This window comes from Massilia scottii (assembly GCF_030846495.1).
GTDB classification, from domain to species: domain Bacteria; phylum Pseudomonadota; class Gammaproteobacteria; order Burkholderiales; family Burkholderiaceae_D; genus Telluria_A; species Telluria_A violaceinigra.
On sequence record NZ_JAVCWM010000013.1, the window covers coordinates 104,832 to 130,643 of the forward strand.

Genomic DNA, 25,812 nt, shown 5'->3' on the forward strand with positions numbered 1-25,812 from the left:
CCTTCAGTCTTACCAGGTCGGCAACATAGACATCGACAAGATGCAGTGCCGACGGCGTCCATCGCCGCGCGCATTTGCTGCATGCGAGAACGTCCAGAAAAAGAGTAGAGCAGGAGACAAGAAACCCTTCGTCGTACGCTTCATCCACTTTTTCCAGGGAACTCGAATGATCAAGATGTCCAAGATGCACAAGCGCGTTATCGGCGCGCACGGCGCCGTGCTGGCCCTGACCGCGTTGCTGCCGATCGCGTCGGCCATGGCCCAGGCCCAAGTCCAGGCTCAAGCCGCTCCGGAACTGCAAACCGTCACCGTGACCGCCCAGCGCCGTACCGAGAACATCAAGGAAGTGCCGGTGTCCGTCAGCCTGCTCAAGGATGAGAAGCTCGATGTGATCGTTTCCGGCGGCCAGGACATTCGCGTGCTGGCCGGCAAAGTGCCGAGCCTGAACGTGGAATCGTCGAACGGCCGCACCTTCCCGCGCTTTTACATCCGCGGCTACGGCAATACCGACTTCAACACCTTCGCTTCGCAGCCGGTATCGCTGATCTACGACGATGTCGTGCAAGAGAACCCGATCCTGAAAGGCTTCCCGATTTTCGACCTGGCGGGCGTGGAAGTGCTGCGCGGTCCACAGGGCACCCTGTTCGGCCGCAACACCCCGGCTGGCGTGGTCAAGTTTGAATCCGAAAAACCGAAGCTCGACAAATTCGGCGGCTACTACAATGCCTCCGTCGCGACCCACAACACGGTCAACGTCGACGGCGCCGTGAACGTTCCGCTGAGCAAAGAATGGGCAGCGCGCTTCTCGACCCTGCGCCAGCACCGCGACGATTTCGTCGACAATACCTTCACCAGGCAGGAAGACGCGCTCGAAGGCTACAACGAGCACGCCGAACGCCTGCAAGTGCTGTACAACCCGGGCGCCGGCTTCAATGCCCTGTTCAATGTGCACCAGCGCTCGACCACGGGCAGCTCGCGTTTGTTCCGCGCCAATATCATCAAAAAAGGCACGAACGAGCTGGTCGACGGTTTCGACGCCGACCAGATCGCCAACAACGGCCTGAACTTCCAGGCGCTGCGCTCGAACGGCGCCAACGTGCGCCTGTCGTGGGACCTGGGCGCGGTCAAGCTGTACTCGATCACCGGCTACGAAGGCGTGGACCACTACCTGAGCCGCGGCGACATCGACGGCGGCGTCCCAAGCGGCCCGGGCGTGATCCCGTTCCAGGTTGAAACTGCCGGCGGCATCGCCGACGTCAAGCAATACAGCCAGGAATTCCGGGTCGAGTCCAGGAACAGCGGCCCGATGAATTGGCAGGCTGGCGTGTACTACTTCAACGAAGATGCCAACGGCTTTTCCAACAACTACAACAGCACGACCGGCGCGCAAACCTCGCACCTGGCCAGCCACCAGAAGAACACCGCCTGGGCGGCGTTCGGTTCGCTCAACTACGCCTTCAGCGACGCCTTCACGGTGCGCGGCGGCCTGCGTTACACCAACGACAAGAAAGACTTCAACACCGTGTCGGCGGTCAACGTGGTGCAGATCGGGCCGGCTGCGGTCGGCGAGAGCAGCAACAAGGCCAACTGGGACTTGAGCGGCACCTACAAGCTGAACAAGGATGTCAACGTCTACGCCCGCGTGGCGACCGGCTTCCGCGCGCCGAGTATCGCGGCGGCCTCGGCATCGGTGCCGATCACCGTGGCCGACGCCGAGACCATCACCTCGGTGGAAGCGGGCGTGAAAGCCGACCTGCTGAACCGGCGCGCGCGCGTGGCCTTCAGCGTGTACGACTACCAGGTCAAGAACCAGCAGCTGACCGTGGTCGGCGGCAACTCCAACGTCAACCGCCTGATCAACGCGGCCAAGACCAACGGCCGTGGCGCCGAGCTCGACTTTGAAGGCTTCGTCACCAGCAACTTCAAGGTATCGGCCGGCGGCAGCTACAACTTCACCGAGATCCGCGACGCCAGCTTGTCGGTCAACAAGTGCGCGCAGTGCACGATCACCAACCCGATCAATGCGGCAGGCCGCGTCGTCATCGACGGCAATCCATTGCCGCAGGCGCCACGGTGGATCGTGAACGGCACCGCGCGTTACTCGATGGACCTGGGCGAAGGCCAGATGTTCGTGTTCACCGACTGGGCGTACCGCAGCAAGATCAATTTCTTCCTGTACGAAGCGAAAGAATTCACCGGCAAGCCGCTGGTCGAAGGCGGCCTGCGCGTGGGCTACACCTGGGATGGCGGCAAGTATGAAGTGGCCGCGTATGGCCGCAATATCACCGGCACCGAACGCATCGTCGGCGGCATCGACTTCAACAACCTGACCGGCTTCACCAACGAGCCGCGCCTGTGGGGCGTGCAGTTCAAGGGCAACTTCTAAGCCTTGCCAGGTATTGCCGAAGCCGCGAGCGAGCGCGGCTTTTTTTCGTCCGCAAGCACATAGTCGGGATGAGCTCCTGTAAGAAATGTCTGAACGACATTTAGGATGGCGCCTAAGCCGGGTAAGACGGATTCTTGCCCAGCTGTCAGATCAGAGACCGAGGTCAGGTAGGCCGCCACCACATCGGCATGTCAGACTCGACGCCGCAATGTCGGATGAGCTCGTAACTGAAATACCCCCCTTCGTAGCACGAAAACTGCCTCGCTCCAGAGGGAAACCACAGTAAAAAAACGCCTCGCCACGCATGCTTGTGGCTTTTTTTTCGCCTGGCTGTCGGCACCGTGATCCGGGCAAAAAACCAGATCTTGTATATGCATCCACGCGAACTTTCAGCCGATTCCGAGGGTCTACAGCATATTCACGGTAGCACAGGAAATTGTTCTGAATCATTCATCCAATCTCGTCGTTTTTCGAGACTGCAACGTTCATTACCGCTTAAAAACTGTTCATATTTAGACATTTTTCAGTCAAATGTTCAGAAATAAACACAAATGAACAAGTTTGCATTTGGAAAAAAGCAAAAATTGCCAAATTAACTTTGCTTTTGGAAAAATTTTTGACTTTTTGTGTTGCGAAACAGCCGAATCCGGTTGGAAATTTCCAAAATTGGTCATGAATCGAAGTAATGTACAACGCTCGCCGACAAAAGGCGGGGCTACGTTGCAGAACAACGTGGAGACACTGGAAGGGCGACAGCTACGCGCTGCCACCTCTCCTTTATAAAATGTTCATCGGAAAACTTAAGGAACGACAATGAAGCATTCGCAATCGAAGTACCCATCCTTTTTGAAATTTTGCGTCGCCGCCGTGATCACGGCCGGCCCGGTCTTCGCACACGCCAGCGTGGGCGATCTGGACATGACCGCCAAGGCCCAGCCTGCTGCCATGAGCACCGACCGCATGATCGTCAAATACAAGGAAACCGGCCCTGTCGTGCCGGGTGCCGCCCTCATGGCAGGCCCAAGCCAGGCGCGCCTGGCCATCGTTCAGCGTTCCGGCCAACAGTTCGGCCTGACCATGAAGGCGCTGCACACCACCGCCAACGGCGCCCAGATTCTCAAGCTCGACAAGAAAATGGACGTGAAGGAAGTGGCAGCGATCGCCAAGGACCTGATGGAGCGCGATGCCAGCATCGAGTACGCTGAGCCGGACCGCATCATGCACCCGCTGTACACCCCGAACGATCCGCGTTACTCGGAGCAGTGGCACTACGGTGACACCACCGGCGGCCTGCGCCTGCCCGCAGCCTGGGATATCGCTACCGGCACCGGCATCGTCGTCGCCGTCATCGATACCGGCTTCCGTCCGCACGCCGACCTCGCCGGCCAGTTCGTGCCAGGTTACGATTTCATCACCGACACCTTCGTTTCCAACGACGGCAACGGCCGCGACAGCGATGCCAGCGATCCGGGCGACGCTGTCGCCGCCGGCGCGTGCGGCAATGGCAAGCCACTGCAGGCACAGACGTCGAGCTGGCACGGCACCCACGTGGCCGGTACCATCGCCGCCAAGACCAACAACAGCCTTGGTGTGGCCGGCGTGGCCTTCAATTCCAAGGTACTGCCACTGCGCGTACTGGGCAAATGCGGCGGCTACACCTCGGATATCGCCGACGCGATCACCTGGGCATCGGGCGGCACCGTGGCTGGCGTTCCAGCCAATGCCAACAAGGCGAAAGTGATCAACATGTCGCTCGGCGGCGGTGGCGCTTGCGACACCACGACCCAGAACGCCATTAACGGCGCCCGTTCGCGCGGCACCGTCGTGATCGTCGCCGCTGGTAACGACAACATGAACGTGAGCAATGCGAGCCCGGCGAACTGCTCGGGCGTCATCGCGATCGCCGCAACCAAGAAAGATGGCAGCCGCGCTTCGTACTCGAACTACGGCAGCCTGATCGACGTGGCGGCGCCTGGTGGCGACACCGGCGGCCTGATCCTGTCGACCCTGAACGCCGGCAGCGGTGCTCCAGGCGCCGACAACTACGCCGGCTACGCCGGTACCTCGATGGCGACCCCGCACGTGGCCGGTGTTGCCGCGCTGATGCTGTCGAAAAATTCGGCCCTCACGCCGGATGAAATCGAAAGCAAGCTGAAGTCGACCGCACGCGCCTTCCCGGGCACCTGCAACAGCTGCGGCACGGGTATCGTCGATGCGCTGGCCGCCGTCAAGTCGGTTACCGGCGGCACCACGCCGCCAGCCGGCACCACCATCAACGAAACCGAGTCGAACAACGCGTACACGTCGGCCAATGCGGTGACGGTCAGCGGCACGGTCGTCAAGGGCAACATGGGTACCAGCACCGACTCCGACTACTTCGCTGTTCAACTGCCAGCTGGCAAAACGCTGACGGCAACAATGACCATCGGCAGCACCACCGCCGACTACGATCTGTATGCCTACAACAGCACCGGCACGACGCAGGTGGCCATGAGTGAAAACGGCGCCGGCGTGGTTGACAGCCTGAGCACCACCAACACCGGTACCTCCACCTTCACCCGTTATGTGCGCGTGAAGTACTACAGCGGCGGCACGGGCGCCACCAGCGGCGCCTACTCGCTGAAACTGTCGTGGTAATGTAAGTTCATGCAGCGGCCCGGCCGCTGCATGAAAAAGGGGACGACTGGCTTGCCACTCGTCCCCTTTTTTTATCGATCGTCGACGCCGCCTACTCGTAGGCGCCCAGCCGGCGCTGCTCCTCCGCTGAAAAATGCTGGTCGCGCACTTGCTGCAGCATCGCTTCCGGCGCCGCGCCCAGATTGGCCCGCTGCGCCAGATAGGTCTTGATGCGACCCTTCCATGCGCTCTCTTCCCGATCGAGCTCGGCCAGCCGGCCGGCCGCATCCGGCGAAAACGCCGCCGCCCGCAGGCGGTACACCTCGTCGTCGCCGGCACCCTGCTCGCGCAGCTTCTGCACCGACGCTTCGGTCCGGATCACCCTGGTCGGCGCTTCGCGGTCTTCACGCAGCGCCGCCGGCATGCGCTTGTCGAGCACCGCCAGCTGCAGCTCGCGCTGGTCCGGCGTCAGCGTGCCGTTCTGCTCGATGTCGAGCCGCGCCAGCGCGTCGGCATCGTAGGCGTCGCCGGCACCGAACAAGCCGGCCGCATCGCTGGCGCTGAAAAACTGCGGGCGCAGGCGCTGCTTGAGTTCGAGCCGCGCACGCCCCGCCTTGGCCAGGTCGGCCACCGGCACCAGCGACTTTTCCGCATCGGCCAGGGCCCGCTTGTAATCGAGATAGCTGGCCAGCAGGCGCTTGGCCTGGGCCGCCGGACCGGGCGCCAGGCGGCGCTCGAGCTCGCGCTCGATTTCGGCGCGGATGGCTTGCAGATCCTTCTCGCCGAGGCCGGCCAGATAATAGTCGAACAGATGCCCCAGTTCGGCATCGACCACCAGCTGGCCTTCGGCGCTCTGGCGCACCGCGCCGTCCGGCCTGGTGCCTTCCATCGAGCGCACGAACGCGAACGGATCCGACTGCGGCGGCGCGGCCGCCACGGCGGCCACCTCCGGCTTCGGATAAGCGTAGTACAGCGCGCCGGCCACCAGGGCGCCGGCACCGAACCTTTTCCATTGCGTGCGTGCGGTCATGGCGGCCTCCTTACAGACCGAGCGCCTGCAGGCGGTTCGCTTGCTGACGGAACACAGTCACCGGGCTGGTTTCGAACAGATTGACGATGCCGATGAACTGGTTCACTTCATCGAGGTGGTTCATGGCGTAGTCGTCGCGGATCACGCGCCCGAGGCGGCTCGAGCAGCTGCTCACCAGGCCGTCGTTCTTGCCGCCGAAAGCCAGGCCGGTGAGCGCCATGAACGGGTCGATCGCGTCGAACATATTGGTGTAGGGCTTGGCGCCGCTCCACGAAAAATAATACACGCCGTTGACATGGTTGGCGCCTTCGCCGCACGCGCTCGTCGGCACGCCCTGCGGATGGCGCTTGTTAAAGGCGATCGAGCCGGCCGTGGTGAGCGATTTGAGCGCGGCTTCGCCATCTTGCGGCAAACCCGAGCGGCCCGACAGGAAGTCCATCATCGCACCCACCGCGTTGGCCAGCGCATTGCCCACGTTGGGGGCGTTGCCGGTCAGGATGTCGGCGATCGCCGAACCCTTGTTCACGCCGGCCACGGAACTGACCGACGCGACCAGGCTGGGCGCCACCGAAGCGACGTAGCGCACGGTCGGCCCGCCATGGCTGTGGCCGATCAGATTGACCTTGGCGGCGCCGGTGGCGGCCATGATCTGCTTTACTTGCGAGAGCAATTGTTCGCCGCGCACTTCGGTACTGTTGGCGCCCGAGACGGTGACGGTAAACACCTGGGCTCCGCCGCTGCGCAGCGCCGAGGGGATCTGGTAAAAGTATTCGATCGGCCCCAGTTTCTCAAAGCCGAACAGGCCGTGCACGAGCACGATGGGGTACTTGGTTTGCGTGTAACCCGCGGCCAGGGCCGGGGTGGGAACGACGAGGATAGCGATGAGAAAAACGGACAGGCACTTCCAAAAGCGATTCTTCATGTTGTCTCCATAATGGTTTTTTGATTGAAGTCGATTACTGGAACTGGAGTTGCACAGTGCGAGCTGGGCATTCCTCCGGCTACCGGGCGACCACCCTTGCTGCTAGCTGTTGCAAGAGAAAAATACGAATTAGAGCGAGCGCTCGGTTTTTTTAATGTAGCACTGGCTTTCGGATAAAGCATCGCGCAGTGCAGCATCTGGAGGGCTTGTTTTGCGCTTTGAATTGATGTGTGGTTTTAACGAGCTATAATCATTCCCGAAACCAACTCTAGCGGTAGATGCACATATGGGAACGCTGGTGTCCACCCGCTTCGACTTTGCCCAGTTTGAAAAGATGACGCCGCTCAACGGCGACACGATCTGGGCCTACATTGTTGACCACCACGCCGAGCGGATCGGCGTCAAGCGCCGCAAGCCGGCGCTGGAAAACATGGAAAAAATCTTCGGCGCCACGTTTCGCCTGGCCAACGAGGTCGGCTTTCGCGCGATGAGCTTGCGCGACCTGTGCCGCGAGACGGGCTTGTCGATGGGTGGGCTGTACGGCTATATCGAGAGCAAGGATCAACTGGCGGAAATGATCGAGGATGTGGTGCGGCATGCCAGCCAGGAATTGCCGCGCATGTTCCAGCATGTGCAGGCGCCGCTGGAACGGCTCGAATCGCTGGTGCGGGCGACGATTTACCTGTCCGAGATTTTGCAGCCGTGGTTTTACTTCGTGTACATGGATTCGCGCGTGCTCAGTTTCGAGCAGCGTGGCATGGCGAAAAATTCGGAGTTGTCGATCCAGGCCGAAATTGCCGACATGATCAGCCAGCTCACGCCGGTGCCGGCCGGCAAGCCGGATTTGCTGGCGGCGCATATCGTGGCGATGTTCCAGGATTGGTATATCAAGCGCTGGAAGTACCGCGCGGCCAAGGTGCATGTGGATGATTTTGCCGATAGCACCTTGTCGATGATCCGAAGTCATTTAAGTTAGGAGCCGCGGCGCGGGAACGACGAGCTGGCGCGCCTGCGCGTCCTTCCAACTTGCAACAAATCCCATTTCAGTGAATACTGTATGCAATTACAGTAGTTGCCCTGTCCGGGCAAACCAGCCCGCGTGAACGCCCCAGCCCGAAAAATCATCCATTGCGACTGCGACTGCTTCTACGCAGCCGTCGAGATGCGCGACAATCCCGCCCTGCGCGAGGTGCCGCTGGCCGTTGGCGGCCAGCCGGGCCAGCGCGGCGTGGTGGCTACGTGCAACTACGAAGCGCGGCGCTACGGCATCCACTCGGCCATGGCCACCGCCCAGGCCCTCAAGCTGTGCCCCGACCTGGTGGTCATCCCGCCAGCCATGGAGAAATACCGCATTGCCTCGCGCCAGATCCTGGCCATCTACGGCGACTACACCGACCTGGTCGAGCCGCTTTCGCTCGACGAAGCCTATCTCGACGTCTCCGATTCGCCCCACTGCAAAGGCAGCGCCACCCTGATCGCGCAGGAAATCCGCAAGCGCATCTTCGACACGGTCGGCATCACCGCGTCGGCCGGCGTGGCGCCCAACAAGTTCGTGGCCAAGATCGCCAGCGACTGGAACAAGCCCGACGGCCTGTGGCTGGTGCGCCCGGACGAGGTCGACGCTTTTGTCGCCGCCTTGCCGGTCAAGAAACTGCACGGCGTCGGCAAGGTCACCGCCGCCAAGCTCAACAAGCTGGGGGTGCAAACCTGCGCCGACCTGCGCACCTGGACCCTGCTCGAACTGCAACACCACTTCGGCAGCTTCGGCACCCGCCTGCACGATTTGTGCCGCGGCATCGACAACCGCGCGGTGTGCAACGAGCGCGAACGCAAGTCGGTCAGCGTCGAGGAAACCTACACGCCGGACGTGCCGGACCTGCCGGCCTGCATCGCCCTGCTGCCGGAACTGTTCGACAATCTCAACGCGCGCATTGCCCGCGCCGGAGCCCAGAAAAGCGTGCAAAAGCTGTTCGTTAAACTCAAGTTCGCCGATTTTCACCAGACCACCGTGGAATGTGTTGGCATCGCGCCACACATGGGGCAATACGCCAAACTGATGGAAACCGGCTATGCGCGCGGCAGGCAGCCTGTGCGCCTGCTGGGCGTCGGGGTGCGGCTGGGCGAGGCCGAAAACCTCGAACAGTTAAGCCTGTTCGCCGATGCGGACGTGTAAAATGTCGTTCCCTTCGCAAAGATGATTTGTCTCGGACGACGCCAGTCCTGCCTCCGGGGCAGGCCGTTACGCAGGACGTGAAAGCGGCTCGCCGCGCCTTCCTGCTTCATCCCGCTGTAAATACTGACTCAAACAAGGTAAAGCACAATGTGGTTCAAGAATCTTCAGATTTACCGTCTTCCCGCACCGTGGGCATTCACTCCTGAGCAACTCGAAGCGGCGCTGGCGCCCATGAGTTTCGTTCCAGCCACCAGTAACGAATTGCTGCGCCAGGGCTGGGATTCGCCGCGCAACAACGGCATGCTGGTTCACACCGTCAACAAGCAGATGCTGATTCTGCTGGGCACCGAAAAGAAGCTGCTGCCATCGTCGGTCATCAACCAGGTGGCCAAGGCCAAGGCGGCCGAGCTGGAAGAAGCCCAGGGCTTTGCACCAGGCAAGAAAGCCATGAAGGAACTCAAGGAGCGCGTGGCCGATGAACTGTTGCCGCGCGCCTTCAGCATCCGCAGCAACACCTTCACCTGGATCGATCCGGTCAACGGCTGGCTGGTGGTCGACGCCGCCAGCCCGGCCAAGGCCGACGAAGTCATCAAGCTGCTGCTCAAGGCGGTCGACCGCATGCCGCTGGAAAGCCTGCGCGTGCAGCGCTCGCCGGTGGCCGTGATGACGGCCTGGCTGGAAACCGACGAAGCGCCGGTGGGCTTCACGATCGACCAGGATACCGAACTGCGCGCCACCGGCGAGAGCAAGGCGGCTGTGCGTTACGTGAAGCACGCGCTGGAAGTGGACGATATCCGCCGTCACATCGCGGCAGGCAAGCAGTGCACGCGCCTGGCGATGACGTGGGACGACAAGATTTCGTTCGTGCTGACCGAATCGCTGGCGATCAAGGGCATCAAGCCGCTCGACGTCATCAAGGAAAGCGACACGAGCACGCGCAATGATGAAGAGCGCTTCGACAACGACATGATGCTGATGACGGGCGAGCTGGCCAAGCTGATGACCGAGCTGGTGGAGGCGCTGGGCGGGGAAGCGAAGGCGTAAGAGGGCGCGGACGGTCAAGCCGCTCACTGTAGCCGTTTGACATGCCGTTAACCTCGGCTCCGTCGTTCCTGGCACTGCAAGGAACGACGGATTCCACGTCAGCGGACGCACGCTACAGTCTACGTTGTTACAGCGGCTGAAACACCCCGGCCGCGCGATTCTTGGTCACGTTATCCCACGTAAAAATCTGCCCGTTCATCGCCACGTACACACCCGGCGGCAAGATTTGCGCTGCGGCACTAGCGCAGCCGAGGTTGAACAGCGCATCCGAATTCGCAATCTCGTACGGAATCATTGCGCCCGTCAACACAATGCTTTTGCCGAGCGCGGCGGCGCCGAGCACGGCGGCCGTTTCCGGCATCGTATCGGTGCCATGCACGATGACGATCGACTTCTCCTGCGCCGCCTGGCAACTGGCCAGCACGCGCGCGCGGTCGGCATCCTGCATGTCGAGCGAGTCGAGCAGGGGAAGCTGCTCCAGTTCCACCGGTACCGTCATGCGCGTGCGCGCCAGGACGGCAGGCAGATGGCTTTCCGCAAAGCCGAGCTTACCGGTCAGTTCATCATAATGTTTATCGAAGGTGCCGCCGGTGGCGATGATGCGCAAGCTCATAATGATCTGGAATTCGTAAGAGGAAGGTGCCGTATGATAACGTGTAGCGTCGGCGATGTCGAAGTGCGCAAACCGGGCAGCTCCACTTGCCAGTGGGTTAGAATCGTCGTCTGCGCATGAGACCATTCATTTTTTTGTCCACCAAGAAGCCATGAAAGCCCTTGCCCCAGGAACTGTTATTTTCCATCGCCATCGTGGCTATGGCGTCATCACGCACGTCAACCTGCTCACCGGCTGGATCTCCGCGCGCTTCGGCAGCGAAGCGCGCACACTCGACCTGAACCTGTCCACCGACGACGTGCAGCACGCCGATGGCGAAGCGATCCTGTTCCGGCGCGCCCCGCCCGACCGCATGCCGCACGCGCGCCTGATGGCCATGGTGCGTGCGTTGCACCAGGCCGGCTACGAAAAGCTGTATCTCTACTCCTGGCCCAAGCCCTCGGGCCTGCACTGGCGCTGGCATTTGTTTACCGGCCAGCGCGACTGGATGCAGCGCCCCTGGCGCGAAGGCTGGTACGGCTCCGGCGCCGACTACAACGTCAACCCGGTGATGGGCTGGGGCGATTCACCGGGCGCCACCACCGACGAACTGGTTACCGCGCTGGCGCGCTTCGACCCGCAAGGCCTGGCGCAGGCGCTCGGGCGCGACGAAGACCACACCGCGTGGTTCGAGGGCGCGTGCAAGATCCTGCTGCCCGGCTATATGTACAGCCTGAACATGGAGCGCCCCGGCGCCGGCGGCCTGCAGGAAGCCCCGCCCGTGCCGGTGGTACCCGTGCGCGCCAGCCTGCCGGCCTACGATGGCCCGGCACTGGGTTGGCCCCCCGGCTGGGCCGGCCTGTGGACGCGCGCGCACGTCATGCCGGCGCCGCCGATCGACATCACCGGCGAGCGCAAGCTGCGCGAACCGTCGTAACAGGGCAGGGGCCGGCAGCGCCCGCCCGCATCACGCTTTCTGCAACGCTTCCGGGTTCAAAATGTTAGACGGCGCGCCGTTCGCGAAGTTCAGCACATTCTCGAACGCAGCCTGGAAGTACAGCTCGTAGCTATCCTTTTCCACGTAGCCGATATGGGGCGTGGCCAGCACCGTCGGAATGCGCAGCAGCGGCGCATCGGGCGCCAGCGGCTCGCTGGTGAACACGTCGATGGCCGCGTTGCCCGGACGTCCGAGGCGCAGCGCCGCTTCCAGCGCGTCTGTTGCGACCAGCTCGGCGCGGCTGGTGTTGACGAACAGCGCGTCCGGCTTCATGCGCGCCAGGTCGTCGGCGGTGACGATGCCGCGGGTGCCGTCGGCCAGCCGCAGATGCAGGCTCAGCACGTCGGCGCGCTCGAACAAGGCTGTGCGGCTCGGCGCCGCCTCGAAACCGTCCGCCACCGCCGCCGCGCGGCTGGCCTCGCCGCCCCAGACCAGCACCTTCATGCCGAAGGCTTTGCCGTAGCCCGCGATCATGCGGCCGATCTTGCCGTAGCTCCAGAGCGCCAGGGTGCGGCCCTTGAGCGTCCGGCCCAAGCCGTTGAGCAGCGGATTGACCGAGGTGGTCTGCCACTGTCCTTCCTTGAGGTTGTTGGCGTAGGGCACGATCTTGCGGCTCGCCGCCATGATCAGGGCCCAGGTCAGTTCGGCCGGGGCCACCGGTGAGCCGACCCCTTCGGCAATGGCGATGCCGCGCGCCGTGGCCGCCGCCACGTCGACATGGCCGGCCAGCTTGCCGGTCTGGGAAATGAGCTTGAGGTTGGGCAGTTTTTCCAGCAATGCGGCCGGAAACACGGTGCGTTCGCGGATCAGGACCAGCGCGTCGAAGGGGGCCAGGCGGATGCCCAGCTGGCCCGCGCCACGGGCGGAACTGTTGAAAACCTTGACCTCGTGGCCATCGAGAAGTTTGAAACAGTCGAGCTGGCGGACGGCGTCCTGGTAATCGTCAAGAATAGCTATTTTCATGGGAGATGGCAGAAGTTAAATAAATCTTCGTAGGTAAATAACACGATACGGAATATTCGGAATAGCCTACTACATTGGTCAACTATTATTCCTACATTTTTGATGTTAGAGCATTTAAAACAGGTAATAGCGGGTGTACAATCGCCCCCTAATTTCGGGATTTGACCCCTTCCCCGGACCGTGTTTTGACCGCGTCCCGGACCGTCTCAAGTCCCCGCACTACCGTTCCAGCAACCTTGCCGTCATCGAGGTTGTCGACATGACCGCCGTATCGCCGAACCTTTCTTTGGGAATGGATTCTTGAGCGCAAGCCGAAACGCTGACGACGATCCTGCCGTGCCGGGACAAGAAAGAATTCTTATTGGCATTGGAGGTACTATGAATCAGCCCGTTATGGGTGGCGTTGCAACACTGAACGTCCCAGCTTACATCAAACATCAAAAGCTCATCAATTGGGTCAGCGAAATTGCTGCCCTGACGAAGCCGGCCCGCATCTACTGGTGCGACGGCTCGCAAGACGAGTACGACCGCCTGTGCGCCGAGATGGTGGCCGCCGGCACGATGAAAAAGCTGAACCCTGAAAAGCGCCCGAATTCCTATCTGGCATGTTCCGACCCGTCGGACGTGGCGCGCGTGGAAGACCGCACTTACATCTGCTCGGCAACCAAAGAGCAGGCCGGCCCGACCAACAACTGGATGGCCCCTGCGGAAATGCGCACCACCCTGAACGGCCTGTTCGACGGCTGCATGGCCGGCCGCACCCTGTACGTGGTGCCGTTCTCGATGGGTCCGCTCGGTTCGCCGATCGCCCACATCGGCGTCGAGCTGTCCGACTCGCCTTACGTGGCGGTCAACATGCGCATCATGACGCGCATGGGCAAGGCCGTGTACGACGTGCTGGGCACCGACGGCGAGTTCGTCCCTTGCGTGCATACCGTCGGCGCACCGCTGTCCGCTGGCCAGAAAGACGTTGCATGGCCATGCAACCCGACCAAGTACATCGTTCACTACCCTGAAACCCGCGAAATCTGGTCCTACGGTTCCGGCTACGGCGGCAACGCGCTGCTGGGCAAGAAGTGCTTCGCGCTGCGTATCGCCTCGAACATGGGCCACCAGGAAGCCCAGGCCGGCGGCACCGGCTGGCTGGCCGAACACATGCTGATCCTCGGCGTCGAATCGCCCGAAGGCAAGAAACACTACGTTGCAGCCGCTTTCCCATCGGCTTGCGGCAAGACCAACTTCGCCATGCTGATTCCACCAGCGAGCTTCGGCGGCTGGAAAGTGACCACCATCGGCGACGACATCGCCTGGATCAAGCCGGGTGCCGATGGCCGCCTGTACGCGATCAATCCGGAAGCCGGCTACTTCGGCGTGGCGCCGGGCACCAACACCCGCACCAACTCGAACTGCATGGCCTCGATGAACGAGAACACCATCTTCACCAACGTCGCGCTGACCGACGATGGCGACGTCTGGTGGGAAGGCCTGACCAAGGAAGCGCCGTCGCACCTGATCGACTGGCAGGGCAAGGACTGGACCCCGGCATCCGGCACCAAGGCGGCGCATCCGAACGCGCGCTTCACGGTGGCCGCGACCCAGAACCCGGTCATCGACCAGGCCTGGGACGATCCTGCGGGCGTGCCGATTTCGGCCTTCATCTTCGGTGGCCGCCGTTCGACCACCGTGCCGCTGGTGACCGAAGCGCGCAACTGGGTTGAAGGCGTGTACATGGCCGCGACCATGGGTTCGGAAACCACCGCCGCCGCTGCCGGCCAGATGGGCATCGTGCGCCGCGATCCGTTCGCGATGCTGCCGTTCATCGGCTACAACATGAGCGACTACTTCCAGCACTGGCTCAACATGGGCAAGAAGATCGAAGCCATGAACCCGGCCGCGCTGCCGAAGATCTACTGCGTGAACTGGTTCCGTACCGACGCCGAAGGCAAGTTCGTCTGGCCTGGCTTCGGCGACAACATGCGCGTCCTGAAGTGGATGCTGGAACGTATCGAAGGCAAGGCGGGCGGCACCGAGAACGTGTTCGGCACCACCCCGAACTTCAACGATCTGAACTGGGACGGCATCGACTTCACGCAAGCGCAGTTCGATACCATCACCTCGATCGACAAGGACGCCTTCAACGAAGAGCTCAAGCTGCACAATGAGCTGTTCGAGAAGCTGGCTTATCACCTGCCGCAAGAATTGGTGGAGACCAAAGCCACGCTCGAGAAGCGCCTGGCTGCATAAACCGGCGTCGACCGGATGGAAAAAGCGCGTCTTCGGACGCGCTTTTTTTTCGTCCGCGCGCTTGACGGACCCATCGTGCTACAGCTGCGGGCTATTTATCTTATAATTTTCTCATGATAAATCCCAGAGCCGATGCGCTCGACATCGCCGGCCAGGCCACCGGAGCCCGTTAGCATGGCAGCGCCCCCGCAGTATCTGAAACCGACTCCCGCCTGGGAAGAACACGAAAAACCCACCATGCCGGGTTCGGCGTCGATGCCCTGGCATCCGCCCCACATCCGCTTTGCCTACGCTTGCGTGGCGCTGCTGGTCGGCATTACTGGCGGTCTGGGCAACGCGCTGGTCTCGGCCAACCTGCCGGCCATCCAGGGCACCCTGGGTCTGACCCCGGCCGAAGCGGCCTGGCTGCCGGCCGCCTACATCATGGTCAACGTCACCTCGAACCTGATGGTGTTCAAGTTCCGCCAGCAGTTCGGCCTGCGCCTGTTCGCCGAGATCGGCCTGTCGCTGTACGCTTTCGTCACCCTGCTGCACCTGCTGGTGGGCGGCTTCGAGATGGCCATCCTGGTGCGCGCCGTCAGCGGCCTGGCCGGCGCCACCACCAGCACCCTGGCCATGCTCTACATGCTGCAGGCCGCGCCCAAACAATACACCGGCAAGATGCTGGTGCTCGGGGTGGGCATCGCGCAGATCGCCACGCCGCTGGCCTGGCTGATGTCGCCGGCCTTGCTCGACATGGGCCAGTGGCACAACCTGTACCTGTTCGAGGCCGGCCTGGCGCTATGTTCGCTCGCCGCCGTGGTGGTGCTCAAGCTGCCGCCCGGGATCCACATCAAGGTGATCGAACCGCTCGATTTCGTCACCTTCGCGCTGGTGGCGCCGGCGGTGGCGATGATCGTCGCCGTGCTGGCCCAGGGCTTCACCCGCTGGTGGTTCGACACGCCCTGGCTGGCGTACCTCCTGATCGCCGCCGTGGTGCTGATGACGATTGCGCTGTTCATCGAGCACCACCGCGCCAATCCGCTGATCCAGACGCGCTGGCTGATGATGGGGCCCACCATCCGCTTCATGATCGGCGCCTTCCTGATCCGCTTCCTGACGTCCGAGCAGACCTACGGCGCGGTCGGCCTGCTGCGCACCTTGGGCATGGGGCCGGACCAGATGCAGCCGCTGTTCGCCGTCATCCTGGCCGGGACCATCTGCGGCATGGTCGCCAGCGCGGTCACCTTCAGCCCGAAGACCGTGATTCCGCAAATCCTGTTCTCGATCGTGCTGTTCGGCGTAGCCGCCTGGCTCGATTACGGCCGCACCAGCCTTGACCGCCCACACGATTTTTTCGTCAGCCAGTTTCTGGTGGCGGTAGGCGCGGGCATGTTCATGGGGCCGATGGTCATGATCGGCATCATGCAGGCGCTCAAATTCGGCGCCGACCATGTGGTCACCTTCGTCGTCATGCTGGCGATGACGCAAAGCCTGGGCGGTTTCACCGGCGCCGCCGCGCTCAGTACCTACCAGCTGCACCGCGAGCATGTGCATTCGACCCAGATCGTGGCCCAGCTCAATCCGGCCGATCCGGTCGTCGCCCAGCGCCTGCGCCTGCAGCAGCAGATCTACCAGGGCGTCAACACCGACCCGGCCCTGCGCGCCGCCCAGGGCGTGGGGCAACTGGCCCAGGTCAGCCGGCGTGAGGCCAACGTCCTCGCGTTCAACGATGTCTTTGCCCTGAGCGGCGTGATCGCCATCCTGTTCCTCGGCTGGTCGCTGATCATCGCCGTGCGCCTCGCGCGCCGGCAGAAGCGCGAAGCAGCAGCCTTACTCAACCAGGCGCCCGCGGGCGCCCCTGCCAGATAAACCATGACCAATCCACTTCCTCCTTCGCGCAGCGAACCGCCTGCCGACGATGCCAATCCGCCGGTGCCGGGCGACTCCAGCAGCACCACCATTCCCATCCCGCCGGCCGCCGCGCCGGCGACGCCCGCGGCACCCGACACGCCGCCCAAGTACATCAAGCCCAAGACGTGGACCGTGGTGCTGATGGCCGTCGTCGCACTGATCGGCATCGTGCTGATCATGTGGGCGTGGCGCCTCGGCCCTTTCAACAGCACCCTGGTGCAGACCGACAACGGCTACGTGCGCGGGCAGATCACGGTGCTCGCGCCGCAGGTCAATGGCTATGTGGCCGAAGTGCTGGTCAAGGACTTCCAGTTCGTCAAAGCAGGCCAGCCGCTGCTGCGCATCGACGACCGTATCTACAAGGCGCGCGTGGACCAGGCCGAGGCCCAGCGCGACGGCGCGCTTGCCGCGCTGGAGAACTTCACGCAGACCCAGGCCCAGAACCGCGCCCGTGGCGGCGCCGCGCGCGCCACGCTGGTGGCGGTGCAGGCCGAGCGCAATCGCGCCGCGGCCGAACTGGGACGGGTCGAGGAACTGGCGGCCAAGGGATCGGTATCGCTCAATGAGCGCGACCGCGTGCGCATGACGACCCAGCTGGCCGGCGCCAATGTACTCAAGGCCAAGGCCGATATCGCCATCGCCGAAGAAACCGTCAAGGCCACGACCGTCTCGCGCGGCGGCCTGGAGGCGCAGGTCAAGACGGCCGAAGCGCAGCTGGCGCTGGCGAAAATCGACCTGTCAAACACGGTCGTCAAGGCCCCGCGCGACGGCCAGGTGAGCGAAGCGTCGGTACGTTTGGGCCAGTACGTCACGGCCGGCTCGCAGCTGCTGTTCCTGGTCCCCGACACCATGTGGATCGTGGCGAACTTCAAGGAAAACCAGACCTGGAAAATGCGCATCGGCCAGCGCGCCACGTTCACCGTGGACGCCTTCAACGGCGCCGCCTTGAGCGGGCATGTCGAACAGATCGCGCCGGCCACCGGCTCGGAATTTTCCGTGCTGCGCGCCGATAACGCCAGCGGCAATTTCACCAAGGTAGTCCAGCGCCTGCCGGTGCGCATTGCCATCGATGCCAATCAGGAGCTGGCACGGCGCCTGCGGCCCGGCATGTCGGTGATCGTCAAGGTCGATACCGTCGGTGCGGCGGAGCAGCAGCCGTGAGGCGCCGCCTCGTCCTGGCTGCGGGCATCGCCTGCGGCCTGAGTGCCTGCATGCCGGCCCTGCGTCCGGCGCCGCCGCTCGCGAAAGTCACCGCGCCCGAGGCCTGGCGCGATGGCCCGGCCGGGCAGGCCACCGTGGATGCGCAATGGTGGCGCGCCTTCGGCGACCCGGCCCTGACAAAGCTGGTGGAAGCGGCGCTCGCGCACAACACCAGCGTGCTGGCGGCGGTGGCGCGGGTCGACCAGGCGCGCGCGCTCGTGACCGTGGCCGATTCGGCGCGCCTGCCGGCCGTCAATGCGGTGCTGGGCGGCGCTTCCACGCGCACGCCGGCCGGTGCGGCGATGGTCAATTCGCGCTCGCTGCAGCCGGAATTGCAAGCCAGCTGGGAGCTCGACCTGTTCGGCCGCCTGCGCGACCAGTCGCGCGCGGCCTCGCTTCAGTACCAGGCCAGCCAGGCCGAACGCGATGGCGTGGCGCTGTCGGTGGCGGCCAGCACCGCGCAGGCGTACGTGGGTTTGCTGGCGCTGGACGCCCAGCTGCGGATCACCAAAGCGACTGCCGCCTCGCGCGCCGAAGCGCTGCGCCTTGCGTCGGACCAGGCGCGCGTGGGCTACACCTCGCAGCTGCAGCTGACGCAGGCGCAGGCCGAAAACGAATCGGTGCTGCAAGCCATTCCCGAACTGGAGCTGGCCATCCGCCGCCAGGAGAACAGCCTGCGCGTGCTGACGGGCGAACTGCCCGGCGCGGTGCCGCGCGAACGGCGCTTCCAGGATTTGCCGGTGCTGCCGGTGCCGGCCGCGCTGCCATCAAGCCTGCTGGCGCGCCGGCCCGACGTGGCGCAGGGCCAGTTGCTGCTGGCCGCGAGCGACGTCAACCTGGCGGTACGGCGCGCCGATTTCCTGCCGCACGTGACCATCAGCGCCAAATTTGGCAGCCTGCTCACCAACGGGCGCGATTACGATCCGGTGACCTTGTGGAGTTTGGGCGGCAGCGTGCTGGCGCCCGTGCTTTCAAGCGGGCGCCTGAGCGCGCAGGTCGACGCGGCCACGGCGCAGCGCGACCAGGCGGCGTTTGCCTACCGCGGCGTGGTACTCGCAGCCTTCAGCGAAGTGGAAAATGCCCTCGCCGGCGTGACGCGCCTGCAAACGCAGATGGAGCATGCCCAAAAGCGCCGCGATATCCTGGCGCGCACCCTGGACTTTGCGAAGGACCGCTACCAGGCCGGCTATGCCTCGTATCTGGAAGTGCTCGACGCGCAGCGCAACCTTTACCAGACCGAGCTCAACGCGGTGACGCTGCGCCAGAACCAGGCGAACAATATGGTGGCGCTGTACCGCGCGCTGGGCGGCGGCTGGAGCGCGAGTCCGCAGTAACATGCCTGCGCAGCAAGTACGGCAGGCGCGGCGCGCAAGCGGGCGTGGCGCACGCCTGATGTAGCGCAAACCCTGGGCAGGGACGGTGGCTAGAATGCCCCATGCCCGCCTATAACGACCTCGGTTACCGTTCGCTGTTCGCCCACCCGGAACTGGTGCGCGATCTGGTCACGCACTTTACGCCTTTCACATTGTTCGACAATGTGGCGCTGTCCTCGTTCGAACGGGTCGATCCCGTGTACGTGAGCGAGCGCCTGGCGGCGCGCCAGAGCGACATGGTCTGGCGCGTGCGGATCGGCGAGCATGTTCTGTACGTGTATATCGTGCTCGAATTCCAGTCCGGCGTGGACCGCTGGATGGCGCTGCGCATGCAGAGCTATGTCGGCCTGCTGTGCCAGGACTTGGTCAAGCGGCATGCATTGTCCTCGGCTTTGCTGTTGCCGCCGGTCTTGCCGGTGGTGGTTTATAACGGTGCGCCGCGCTGGAGCGCCAGCCTGGACCTGGCCGCGTTGCTCATGCAGGCACCCGCCGAACTGGCGCCGTTCCAGCCATCCCAGCGTTACGTTCTGGTCGACCAGCAGCGCCTGGACAGGGCGGCGCTGGAAGCGAATGCCACCCTGCTGGCGCTGCTGTTTCGGATGGAACTTTCGAGCGCCTCCGAGGTCCGACACAATGTCTTGCCCGCGCTGCTAACCTGGTTCGACGACGCGCCCCAGGAAAGCCTGCGGCTCTCGGTCGCGCAGTGGATAAAGCACCTGGCGCAACGGCGCGGCAACCTGGAATCGTTCGCGTTTGACAGTGTGGAAGGGCTGGCTGATATGGAACGTAAATTTGAAACCTGGGCCGAAGAGTTCGAAGATATCGGCTTTCAGAAAGGACTCGCACTGGCAGAAAAAGCCAGGATGGAAGGGGCGGTGGAAGGTCGGCTTACCGCGCTGCGCGGCATGCTCGGCAGCCTGTTGCACAAGCGCTTCGGCGACCTTCCGCAGACGGCAACGCAACGCATCGGCCAGGCCACGTACGCGGAACTGGAACAGTGGTGCGAGCGCAGCCTGGATGCGCCCAGTTTGACCGCGGTGTTCGGCGACGACCCGGCGTCCGCACAGGCCTCCGGCCCGGTGTGACCGGGCGGTGTACTGAGCGATTCCGGCAGTATTACAACGGCGCGTGCACGATGGCGCCTTTTCAGGAGCCGTCGCCTGATGGCGGCGCATCTTCGCGCTTGGCTCCCTGGAAGCCGTCGTACACGCGGCGGTGGAAGGCATACGAACAGGTGTCGTCGCGCGCGTCGTACTGGCTCACCCACTCCATCAGGTAGGGCAGCATGCTGTCCTGTTCTTCTTTTGATGCGTACTTGTGCGGCTCCCACGGCCGCAGCGCGTTGTTGGCCATGCAGGCATCCTTGCCCGGATTGATGAACACCAGCTGGGTACAGAACGGCAGCGCCGCCTCGATCAGGTCTCCGTAGCAGCCTTCCACCACCCAGTCGTCATGGCCGCGCACGAAGGCGTACAAGTCGGCCAGCACTTCATAGGCCGGCCGCGCCACCGCCACCGATCCCGGCACCCAGTAAATGGTGTCCAGATCGAGGTGCCGCAGCTGGTGCTGTCCGGCCAGCTGGCGCGCGCGCCACGACTTGCCGGACCCCGAATTGCCCATGATGAGAACGCGCATGCAGTCCCTTACGCCAGCAGCGGCACCAGGTATTTGCCGGTGACGCTCTCCGGATTGGCCGCCACGTCTTCCGGCGTGCCGCTGGCGATGATCTTGCCGCCGCCGGCGCCGCCTTCCGGACCCAGGTCGACGATCCAGTCGGCGGTCTTGACCACATCGAGATTGTGTTCGATGATGACCAGCGTATTGCCCTGGTCGCGCAGGCGGTGGATGACCTTGAGCAGCAGGTCGATATCGTGGAAGTGCAGGCCGGTGGTCGGCTCGTCCAGGATGTACAGCGTGCGCCCGGTGTCGCGCTTGGACAGTTCCAGCGACAGCTTCACGCGCTGCGCTTCGCCGCCCGACAGGGTGGTTGCGCTCTGGCCGAGGCGGATATAGCCCAGGCCGACGTCGAGCAGGGTTTGCAGCTTGCGCGCGATCAGCGGCACCGGCTTGAAGAATTCGTGCGCCTCTTCCACCGTCATGCCCAGCACTTCGGTGATGTTCTTGCCCTTGTACTGCACTTCCAGCGTTTCGCGGTTATAGCGCTTGCCGTGGCAGACGTCGCACGGCACATACACGTCCGGCAGGAAGTGCATTTCGACCTTGATCACGCCATCGCCCTGGCACGCTTCGCAGCGCCCGCCCTTGACGTTGAACGAGAAGCGCCCGGCGCTGTAGCCGCGCTCCTTGGCCGCCGGCACGCCCGAGAACAGGTCGCGGATCGGCGTGAACAAGCCGGTATAGGTGGCCGGGTTCGAGCGCGGCGTGCGTCCGATCGGCGCCTGGTCGACAGAAATGACCTTGTCGAAGTGTTCCAGCCCGCTGATCGAATCGTGCGGTGCCGGTTCGGTCTGCGAGCCATACAGGTGGCGCGACAGGGCCGGGTACAAGGTGTCGTTCACCAGCGACGATTTACCGGAACCGGAAACGCCCGTCACGCAGGTCATCAAGCCGACCGGCAGCTTGAGCGTGACCTTTTTCAGGTTGTTGCCGGTGGCGCCGGTGATCACCACCTGCTTGCTGGCGTCGGCCACGTGGCGCTTCTTGGGCACCGCGATCTTGAGCGAGCCATTCAGGTAGCGCGCGGTCAGCGATTTTTTGTTCTTGAGAATGTCCTTGAGCGTACCTTCGGCGATGATCTCGCCGCCATGCACGCCGGCGCCCGGACCCATGTCGACGATGTAGTCGGCGGTGCGGATCGCGTCTTCGTCATGCTCGACCACCAGCACGCTGTTGCCGATGTCGCGCAGGTGCTTGAGCGTTTCGATCAGGCGGTCGTTGTCGCGCTGGTGCAGGCCGATCGACGGTTCATCGAGCACGTACATCACGCCGGTCAGGCCCGAACCGATCTGCGAGGCCAGGCGGATGCGCTGCGCCTCGCCGCCCGAGAGCGTGTCGGCGCTGCGGTCGAGCGACAGATAATCCAGGCCCACGTTGTTGAGGAATTTGAGGCGAGAAACGATCTCCTTGACCACGCGGTCGGCGATCTCTTTCTTGGCGCCCTTGAGCGTGAGCTTCTCGAAGAACTCCAGGCATTCGCGCAGCGGTTTGCGCGCCACCTCGTAGATGGCGCGCTGCTGCTTGCCGGTGCCGACCTTGACGTAGCGCGCTTCCACGCGCAGGCGCGCGCCTTCGCACGACGGGCACTGCTTCTCGTTGATGAACTTCGCCAGCTCCTCCTTGACGGCCATCGAATCGGTTTCGCGGTAGCGCCGCTGCAGGTTGGTGACCACGCCTTCGAAGGTGTGCTCGCGAATCACGGTGCGACCACGCTCGTTCACGTAGGTGAACGGGATCGAGGTTTTGCCGGAGCCGTACAACACCGCCTGCTGCGAGGCCAGGTCGAGCTGCTCGAACGGCATGTCGATATCGAACTCGTAGTGCGCCGCCAGGTTCGACAGCATCTGGAAGTAGAACTGGTTGCGCCTGTCCCAGCCCTTTACCGCGCCGGAAGCGAGCGACAGGTTGGGGAAGGCGACGATGCGGCGCGGGTCGAAAAATTCGATGTGACCGAGGCCGTCGCATTCGGGGCAGGCGCCCATCGGATTATTGAACGAGAACAGGCGCGGCTCGAGTTCCTGCAGCGAGTAGCCGCAGGTGTTGCAGGCGAACTTGTTGGAGTAGACGTGTTCCTGGGCAGTGTCCATTTCGAGCACCACGGCGCGCCCGTCGGCCAGGCGCAGCGCGGTCTCGAAGCTTTCGGCCACGCGCTGCTTGATCTCCGCATTCACCTTGACCCGGTCGATGACCACGTCGATGGTGTGCTTCTCGGTTTTCTTCAGCTTGGGCAGGTCGTCGATCTCGTAGATCTTGGCGTCGTGGGTGCCGCTCTGGATGCGAAAGCGCACGAAGCCCTGCGCCTGCATCGACTCGAACAGGTCGCTGTGCTCGCCCTTGCGGTTGGCCACCACGGGCGCCAGGATCATCAGCTTGGTATCTTCCGGCATGGCCAGCACCGCGTCGACCATCTGCGACACCGTCTGCGCGGCCAGCGCGTGGTCCGGGTGGTTGATGCAGTAGGGCGTGCCGACGCGCGCATACAGGAGGCGCAGGTAATCGTGGATTTCGGTGACCGTGCCAACGGTGGAGCGCGGATTGTGCGAGGTGGCCTTCTGCTCGATCGAGATGGCCGGCGACAGGCCTTCGATCAGATCGACATCGGGCTTTTCCATCAACTGCAGGAACTGGCGCGCGTAGGCCGACAGCGATTCGACATAGCGGCGCTGCCCCTCGGCATACAAGGTGTCGAACGCCAGCGACGACTTGCCGGAGCCGGACAGGCCGGTGATCACAATCAGCTTGTTGCGTGGCAGGTCGAGATTGATGTTCTTCAGGTTGTGCGTACGTGCGCCGCGAATGCGGATCTGTTCCATGTGTTGTGTGCCTTAAACGGGTCAGCTAATACTATAGCCGTGTTTCAGAAGCGACGTCTGCGGGCACGATTCTCGCGTCCGCAAGTGCGCCAGGGGCGTATTGATATTGCTCAGGGATTGTGCAGCTTTGTACTGTATATAATACCAGTATTCATGCCCCATGCAAACGGATGACGAGTCGACAAGCTGCGCGCGGCAGTCGCGGATAGCGCATGGCCGCGCCGAACTCCTTGCCGGTTTTGTTGTCTTAGTTTACAGCTTGCCGGGCCAGGCGCAGGCACTAGCCGGGTGCCCGTGCGGGGTAGAATAGGCGTTTGGATTCTCGGACGGCTGGCATATAATCCCCGTCTGGCAAAAAATCATCGCGCCGCGGGACGCCGCAGCAGTTCAACAGGAGTAATACATGGCATCAGTCAATAAAGTCATCATCGTCGGCAACTTGGGGCGCGATCCGGAAATCCGCTACATGCCCAGCGGTGACGCCATCGCCAACATCGCCGTCGCGACCTCGTACAAATCGAAGGACCGCAACACCGGCGAGCAAAAAGAGCTGACCGAATGGCACCGCATCTCGTTCTTCGGCCGCCTGGCTGAAATCGTCGGCCAGTACCTGAAAAAAGGTTCCTCGGTCTACGTCGAAGGCCGCCTGCAGACCCGTAAATACACCGACAAGGATGGCGTCGAGAAGTACGCGACCGAAATCGTCGCGGAACAGATGCAGATGCTGGGCGGACGCCAGGGCATGGGCGGCGACGCCGGCGGCGGCATGGACGATGGCGGCGGTTACGATTCGCAGCCGCAGCAGAGCCGTCCGGCGCCACAGCGCCAGGCGCCACCTGCGCCAGCGGCACGTCCGGCACCGAAGCCGGCGCCGAACTTCTCGGACATGGATGACGACATCCCGTTTTAAGATCCGCTGAAGTCCTTGATGTAAAAAAGCCCTGTAACTCCTTGAAGCTACAGGGCTTTTTAGCTTCTTCGCGACATCCGGCAATCGTAAAGATTTCCGACAGTTCTGCCTCCGGTGCTTCCATCAGCAGATTTTTGACTCGGCGCGACATCGGGCACATACTTTCCACTTTTGGAAAGCACAGGCAATCGCATGAATGCGCTCACGCTCCATTACCATCCACTGTCGTCCTGCTGCCACAAGGTACTGATCGCCATCGACGTGCTCGGCATCGAGGTGGACAAGCGCCTGCTCAACCTGGGCGACCCCGGCGAGCGGGCCGCGCACCTGGCGCTGTGGCCGACTGGCAAGATGCCGCTCTTGATGGACGGGCCGCGTCCCGTGCCCGAAACGAGCATCATCATCGAGTATCTCCAGCGCCACCATGCCCGCCCTGGCCGTACGCTCATCCCGGATGCGCCGGACGCGGCGCTCGACGTGCGCTTGTGGGACCGCCTGTTCGACCTGTACGTGATGACCCCGATGCAGGCGCTGACAGCCGACCTGCTGCGGCCCGAAGGCGAGCGCGACGCACACGCCGTGGCCAAGGCGCGCGAAAGCCTGTCGTCGGCCTACGCTTTCATCGACCGCCACCTCGAAGGCCGGACCTGGGTCGCCGGCGAGGCATTCAGCATGGCCGACTGTGCCGCCGCGCCAGCCTTGTTCTATGCCATGGCCTACGTGCCGCTGCCGCCGCGGCATGGCCACCTGGCGGCCTATGTCGAGCGCTTGATGGAGCATCCATCGGTGGCGCTCACCATCGATCAGGCACGACCCTACTTCAAGTTCTTTCCTGGCCGCAGCGGCTTGTCTCTGCGCTTCTTCGACCCGGCCACGCTTCCGGACTGACTGCGCAACCCGCGATGAGCCAGGGCGGGATGAGCACCAGCGATGCGTACGGACGGGATTTTTGAGGGGATGTATCTGCCACACTTTCAAC

At 63.2% G+C, this 25,812-nt stretch carries 19 protein-coding genes; 13 read left to right on the plus strand and 6 right to left on the minus strand.

The window, feature by feature from the left end; translation table 11 throughout:
* The first annotated feature begins 166 nt into the window (after nt 1-166).
* Nucleotides 167-2,386 carry a TonB-dependent receptor gene (locus RBA41_RS19130; RefSeq protein ID WP_306625808.1) on the plus strand — a complete coding sequence of 740 codons (2,220 nt, stop codon included), beginning with the start codon at nt 167-169 and terminating at the stop codon, nt 2,384-2,386.
* Between the two features lie 813 nt (nt 2,387-3,199).
* Nucleotides 3,200-5,023 carry a S8 family serine peptidase gene (locus tag RBA41_RS19135; protein WP_306625810.1) on the plus strand — a complete coding sequence of 608 codons (1,824 nt, stop codon included), beginning with the start codon at nt 3,200-3,202 and terminating at the stop codon, nt 5,021-5,023.
* A gap of 91 nt (nt 5,024-5,114) precedes the next feature.
* On the opposite strand, the gene RBA41_RS19140 is transcribed toward RBA41_RS19135, so the two are convergent.
* Nucleotides 5,115-6,032, minus strand: a complete 918-nt coding sequence (locus tag RBA41_RS19140) for a lipase secretion chaperone (RefSeq protein WP_306625811.1) — start codon at nt 6,030-6,032, stop codon at nt 5,115-5,117.
* Nucleotides 6,033-6,042: 10 nt separating this feature from the next.
* A complete protein-coding gene (locus RBA41_RS19145; protein ID WP_306625812.1) occupies nt 6,043-6,954 on the minus strand; it encodes a lipase family alpha/beta hydrolase in 912 nt (303 codons plus the stop codon).
* A gap of 298 nt (nt 6,955-7,252) precedes the next feature.
* Here RBA41_RS19145 and RBA41_RS19150 point away from each other — a divergent pair, with 298 nt between their 5' ends.
* From RBA41_RS19150 to RBA41_RS19160, 3 genes are all read left to right on the plus strand, one after another.
* Entirely contained in the window at nt 7,253-7,930 is a 678-nt protein-coding gene (locus tag RBA41_RS19150; protein WP_306625814.1) for a TetR/AcrR family transcriptional regulator, read from the plus strand.
* 123 nt (nt 7,931-8,053) lie between these two features.
* Complete coding sequence (gene dinB, locus RBA41_RS19155; protein ID WP_306625816.1) at nt 8,054-9,127, plus strand: DNA polymerase IV; 1,074 nt, start codon at nt 8,054-8,056, stop codon at nt 9,125-9,127.
* A 147-nt stretch (nt 9,128-9,274) separates the two neighbouring features.
* A complete protein-coding gene (locus RBA41_RS19160) occupies nt 9,275-10,171 on the plus strand; it encodes a recombination-associated protein RdgC (protein WP_099872845.1) in 897 nt (298 codons plus the stop codon).
* A 127-nt stretch (nt 10,172-10,298) separates the two neighbouring features.
* Here RBA41_RS19160 and RBA41_RS19165 read toward each other — a convergent pair whose 3' ends face one another.
* Entirely contained in the window at nt 10,299-10,784 is a 486-nt protein-coding gene (locus tag RBA41_RS19165; RefSeq protein ID WP_306625818.1) for an asparaginase domain-containing protein, read from the minus strand.
* 151 nt (nt 10,785-10,935) lie between these two features.
* Here RBA41_RS19165 and RBA41_RS19170 point away from each other — a divergent pair, with 151 nt between their 5' ends.
* A complete protein-coding gene (locus RBA41_RS19170) occupies nt 10,936-11,700 on the plus strand; it encodes an L-asparaginase (RefSeq protein WP_099872841.1) in 765 nt (254 codons plus the stop codon).
* Nucleotides 11,701-11,730: 30 nt separating this feature from the next.
* Here the strand turns inward: RBA41_RS19170 and RBA41_RS19175 are convergent, their stop codons facing one another.
* A complete protein-coding gene (locus RBA41_RS19175; RefSeq protein ID WP_306625820.1) occupies nt 11,731-12,723 on the minus strand; it encodes a D-2-hydroxyacid dehydrogenase family protein in 993 nt (330 codons plus the stop codon).
* Nucleotides 12,724-13,101: 378 nt separating this feature from the next.
* Between RBA41_RS19175 and RBA41_RS19180 the strand changes: the two genes are divergently transcribed.
* From RBA41_RS19180 to RBA41_RS19200, 5 genes are all read left to right on the plus strand, one after another.
* Nucleotides 13,102-14,967: a phosphoenolpyruvate carboxykinase (GTP) gene (locus RBA41_RS19180; RefSeq protein WP_306625822.1), complete on the plus strand. Its 1,866-nt coding sequence runs from the start codon at nt 13,102-13,104 to the stop codon at nt 14,965-14,967.
* 174 nt (nt 14,968-15,141) lie between these two features.
* On the plus strand, nt 15,142-16,818 hold the full coding sequence (locus tag RBA41_RS19185) for an MFS transporter (protein WP_306625824.1): 1,677 nt from the start codon (nt 15,142-15,144) through the stop codon (nt 16,816-16,818).
* A 3-nt stretch (nt 16,819-16,821) separates the two neighbouring features.
* Nucleotides 16,822-18,021 (plus strand): HlyD family secretion protein, encoded by a 1,200-nt coding sequence (locus RBA41_RS19190; RefSeq protein WP_306625826.1) that lies wholly within the window; start codon nt 16,822-16,824, stop codon nt 18,019-18,021.
* Entirely contained in the window at nt 18,018-19,394 is a 1,377-nt protein-coding gene (locus RBA41_RS19195; protein ID WP_306625828.1) for an efflux transporter outer membrane subunit, read from the plus strand. The genes RBA41_RS19190 and RBA41_RS19195 overlap by 4 nt, the downstream gene beginning before the upstream one ends.
* Nucleotides 19,395-19,495: 101 nt before the next feature.
* Nucleotides 19,496-20,518, plus strand: a complete 1,023-nt coding sequence (locus tag RBA41_RS19200; protein ID WP_306625829.1) for an Rpn family recombination-promoting nuclease/putative transposase — start codon at nt 19,496-19,498, stop codon at nt 20,516-20,518.
* A 61-nt stretch (nt 20,519-20,579) separates the two neighbouring features.
* Here RBA41_RS19200 and RBA41_RS19205 read toward each other — a convergent pair whose 3' ends face one another.
* Nucleotides 20,580-21,068, minus strand: a complete 489-nt coding sequence (locus RBA41_RS19205) for a P-loop NTPase family protein (protein ID WP_306625830.1) — start codon at nt 21,066-21,068, stop codon at nt 20,580-20,582.
* Between the two features lie 8 nt (nt 21,069-21,076).
* A complete protein-coding gene (uvrA, locus tag RBA41_RS19210) occupies nt 21,077-23,923 on the minus strand; it encodes an excinuclease ABC subunit UvrA (RefSeq protein WP_306625831.1) in 2,847 nt (948 codons plus the stop codon).
* A gap of 403 nt (nt 23,924-24,326) precedes the next feature.
* Here uvrA and ssb point away from each other — a divergent pair, with 403 nt between their 5' ends.
* A complete protein-coding gene (gene ssb / locus RBA41_RS19215) occupies nt 24,327-24,833 on the plus strand; it encodes a single-stranded DNA-binding protein (RefSeq protein WP_054265190.1) in 507 nt (168 codons plus the stop codon).
* Between the two features lie 192 nt (nt 24,834-25,025).
* The gene (locus RBA41_RS19220) at nt 25,026-25,721 is read left to right on the plus strand and encodes a glutathione S-transferase family protein (RefSeq protein WP_306625833.1); all 696 of its coding nucleotides are present in this window, start codon (nt 25,026-25,028) and stop codon (nt 25,719-25,721) included.
* The last annotated feature ends 91 nt before the right edge of the window (nt 25,722-25,812 follow it).

What these genes read in the sequence shown, in the direction of transcription:
- RBA41_RS19200 (WP_306625829.1), top strand. Translation starts at nt 19,496, where the DNA reads ATGCCCGCCTATAACGACCTCGGTTACCGTTCGCTGTTCGCCCACCCG.
- RBA41_RS19145 (WP_306625812.1), bottom strand. Translation starts at nt 6,954, where the DNA reads ATGAAGAATCGCTTTTGGAAGTGCCTGTCCGTTTTTCTCATCGCTATC.
- RBA41_RS19130 (WP_306625808.1), top strand. Translation starts at nt 167, where the DNA reads ATGATCAAGATGTCCAAGATGCACAAGCGCGTTATCGGCGCGCACGGC.
- RBA41_RS19175 (WP_306625820.1), bottom strand. Translation starts at nt 12,723, where the DNA reads ATGAAAATAGCTATTCTTGACGATTACCAGGACGCCGTCCGCCAGCTC.
- RBA41_RS19170 (WP_099872841.1), top strand. Translation starts at nt 10,936, where the DNA reads ATGAAAGCCCTTGCCCCAGGAACTGTTATTTTCCATCGCCATCGTGGC.
- RBA41_RS19185 (WP_306625824.1), top strand. Translation starts at nt 15,142, where the DNA reads ATGGCAGCGCCCCCGCAGTATCTGAAACCGACTCCCGCCTGGGAAGAA.
- RBA41_RS19205 (WP_306625830.1), bottom strand. Translation starts at nt 21,068, where the DNA reads ATGCGCGTTCTCATCATGGGCAATTCGGGGTCCGGCAAGTCGTGGCGC.
- RBA41_RS19180 (WP_306625822.1), top strand. Translation starts at nt 13,102, where the DNA reads ATGAATCAGCCCGTTATGGGTGGCGTTGCAACACTGAACGTCCCAGCT.
- RBA41_RS19165 (WP_306625818.1), bottom strand. Translation starts at nt 10,784, where the DNA reads ATGAGCTTGCGCATCATCGCCACCGGCGGCACCTTCGATAAACATTAT.
- RBA41_RS19190 (WP_306625826.1), top strand. Translation starts at nt 16,822, where the DNA reads ATGACCAATCCACTTCCTCCTTCGCGCAGCGAACCGCCTGCCGACGAT.
- RBA41_RS19160 (WP_099872845.1), top strand. Translation starts at nt 9,275, where the DNA reads ATGTGGTTCAAGAATCTTCAGATTTACCGTCTTCCCGCACCGTGGGCA.
- RBA41_RS19220 (WP_306625833.1), top strand. Translation starts at nt 25,026, where the DNA reads ATGAATGCGCTCACGCTCCATTACCATCCACTGTCGTCCTGCTGCCAC.
- ssb (WP_054265190.1), top strand. Translation starts at nt 24,327, where the DNA reads ATGGCATCAGTCAATAAAGTCATCATCGTCGGCAACTTGGGGCGCGAT.
- RBA41_RS19135 (WP_306625810.1), top strand. Translation starts at nt 3,200, where the DNA reads ATGAAGCATTCGCAATCGAAGTACCCATCCTTTTTGAAATTTTGCGTC.
- RBA41_RS19140 (WP_306625811.1), bottom strand. Translation starts at nt 6,032, where the DNA reads ATGACCGCACGCACGCAATGGAAAAGGTTCGGTGCCGGCGCCCTGGTG.
- uvrA (WP_306625831.1), bottom strand. Translation starts at nt 23,923, where the DNA reads ATGGAACAGATCCGCATTCGCGGCGCACGTACGCACAACCTGAAGAAC.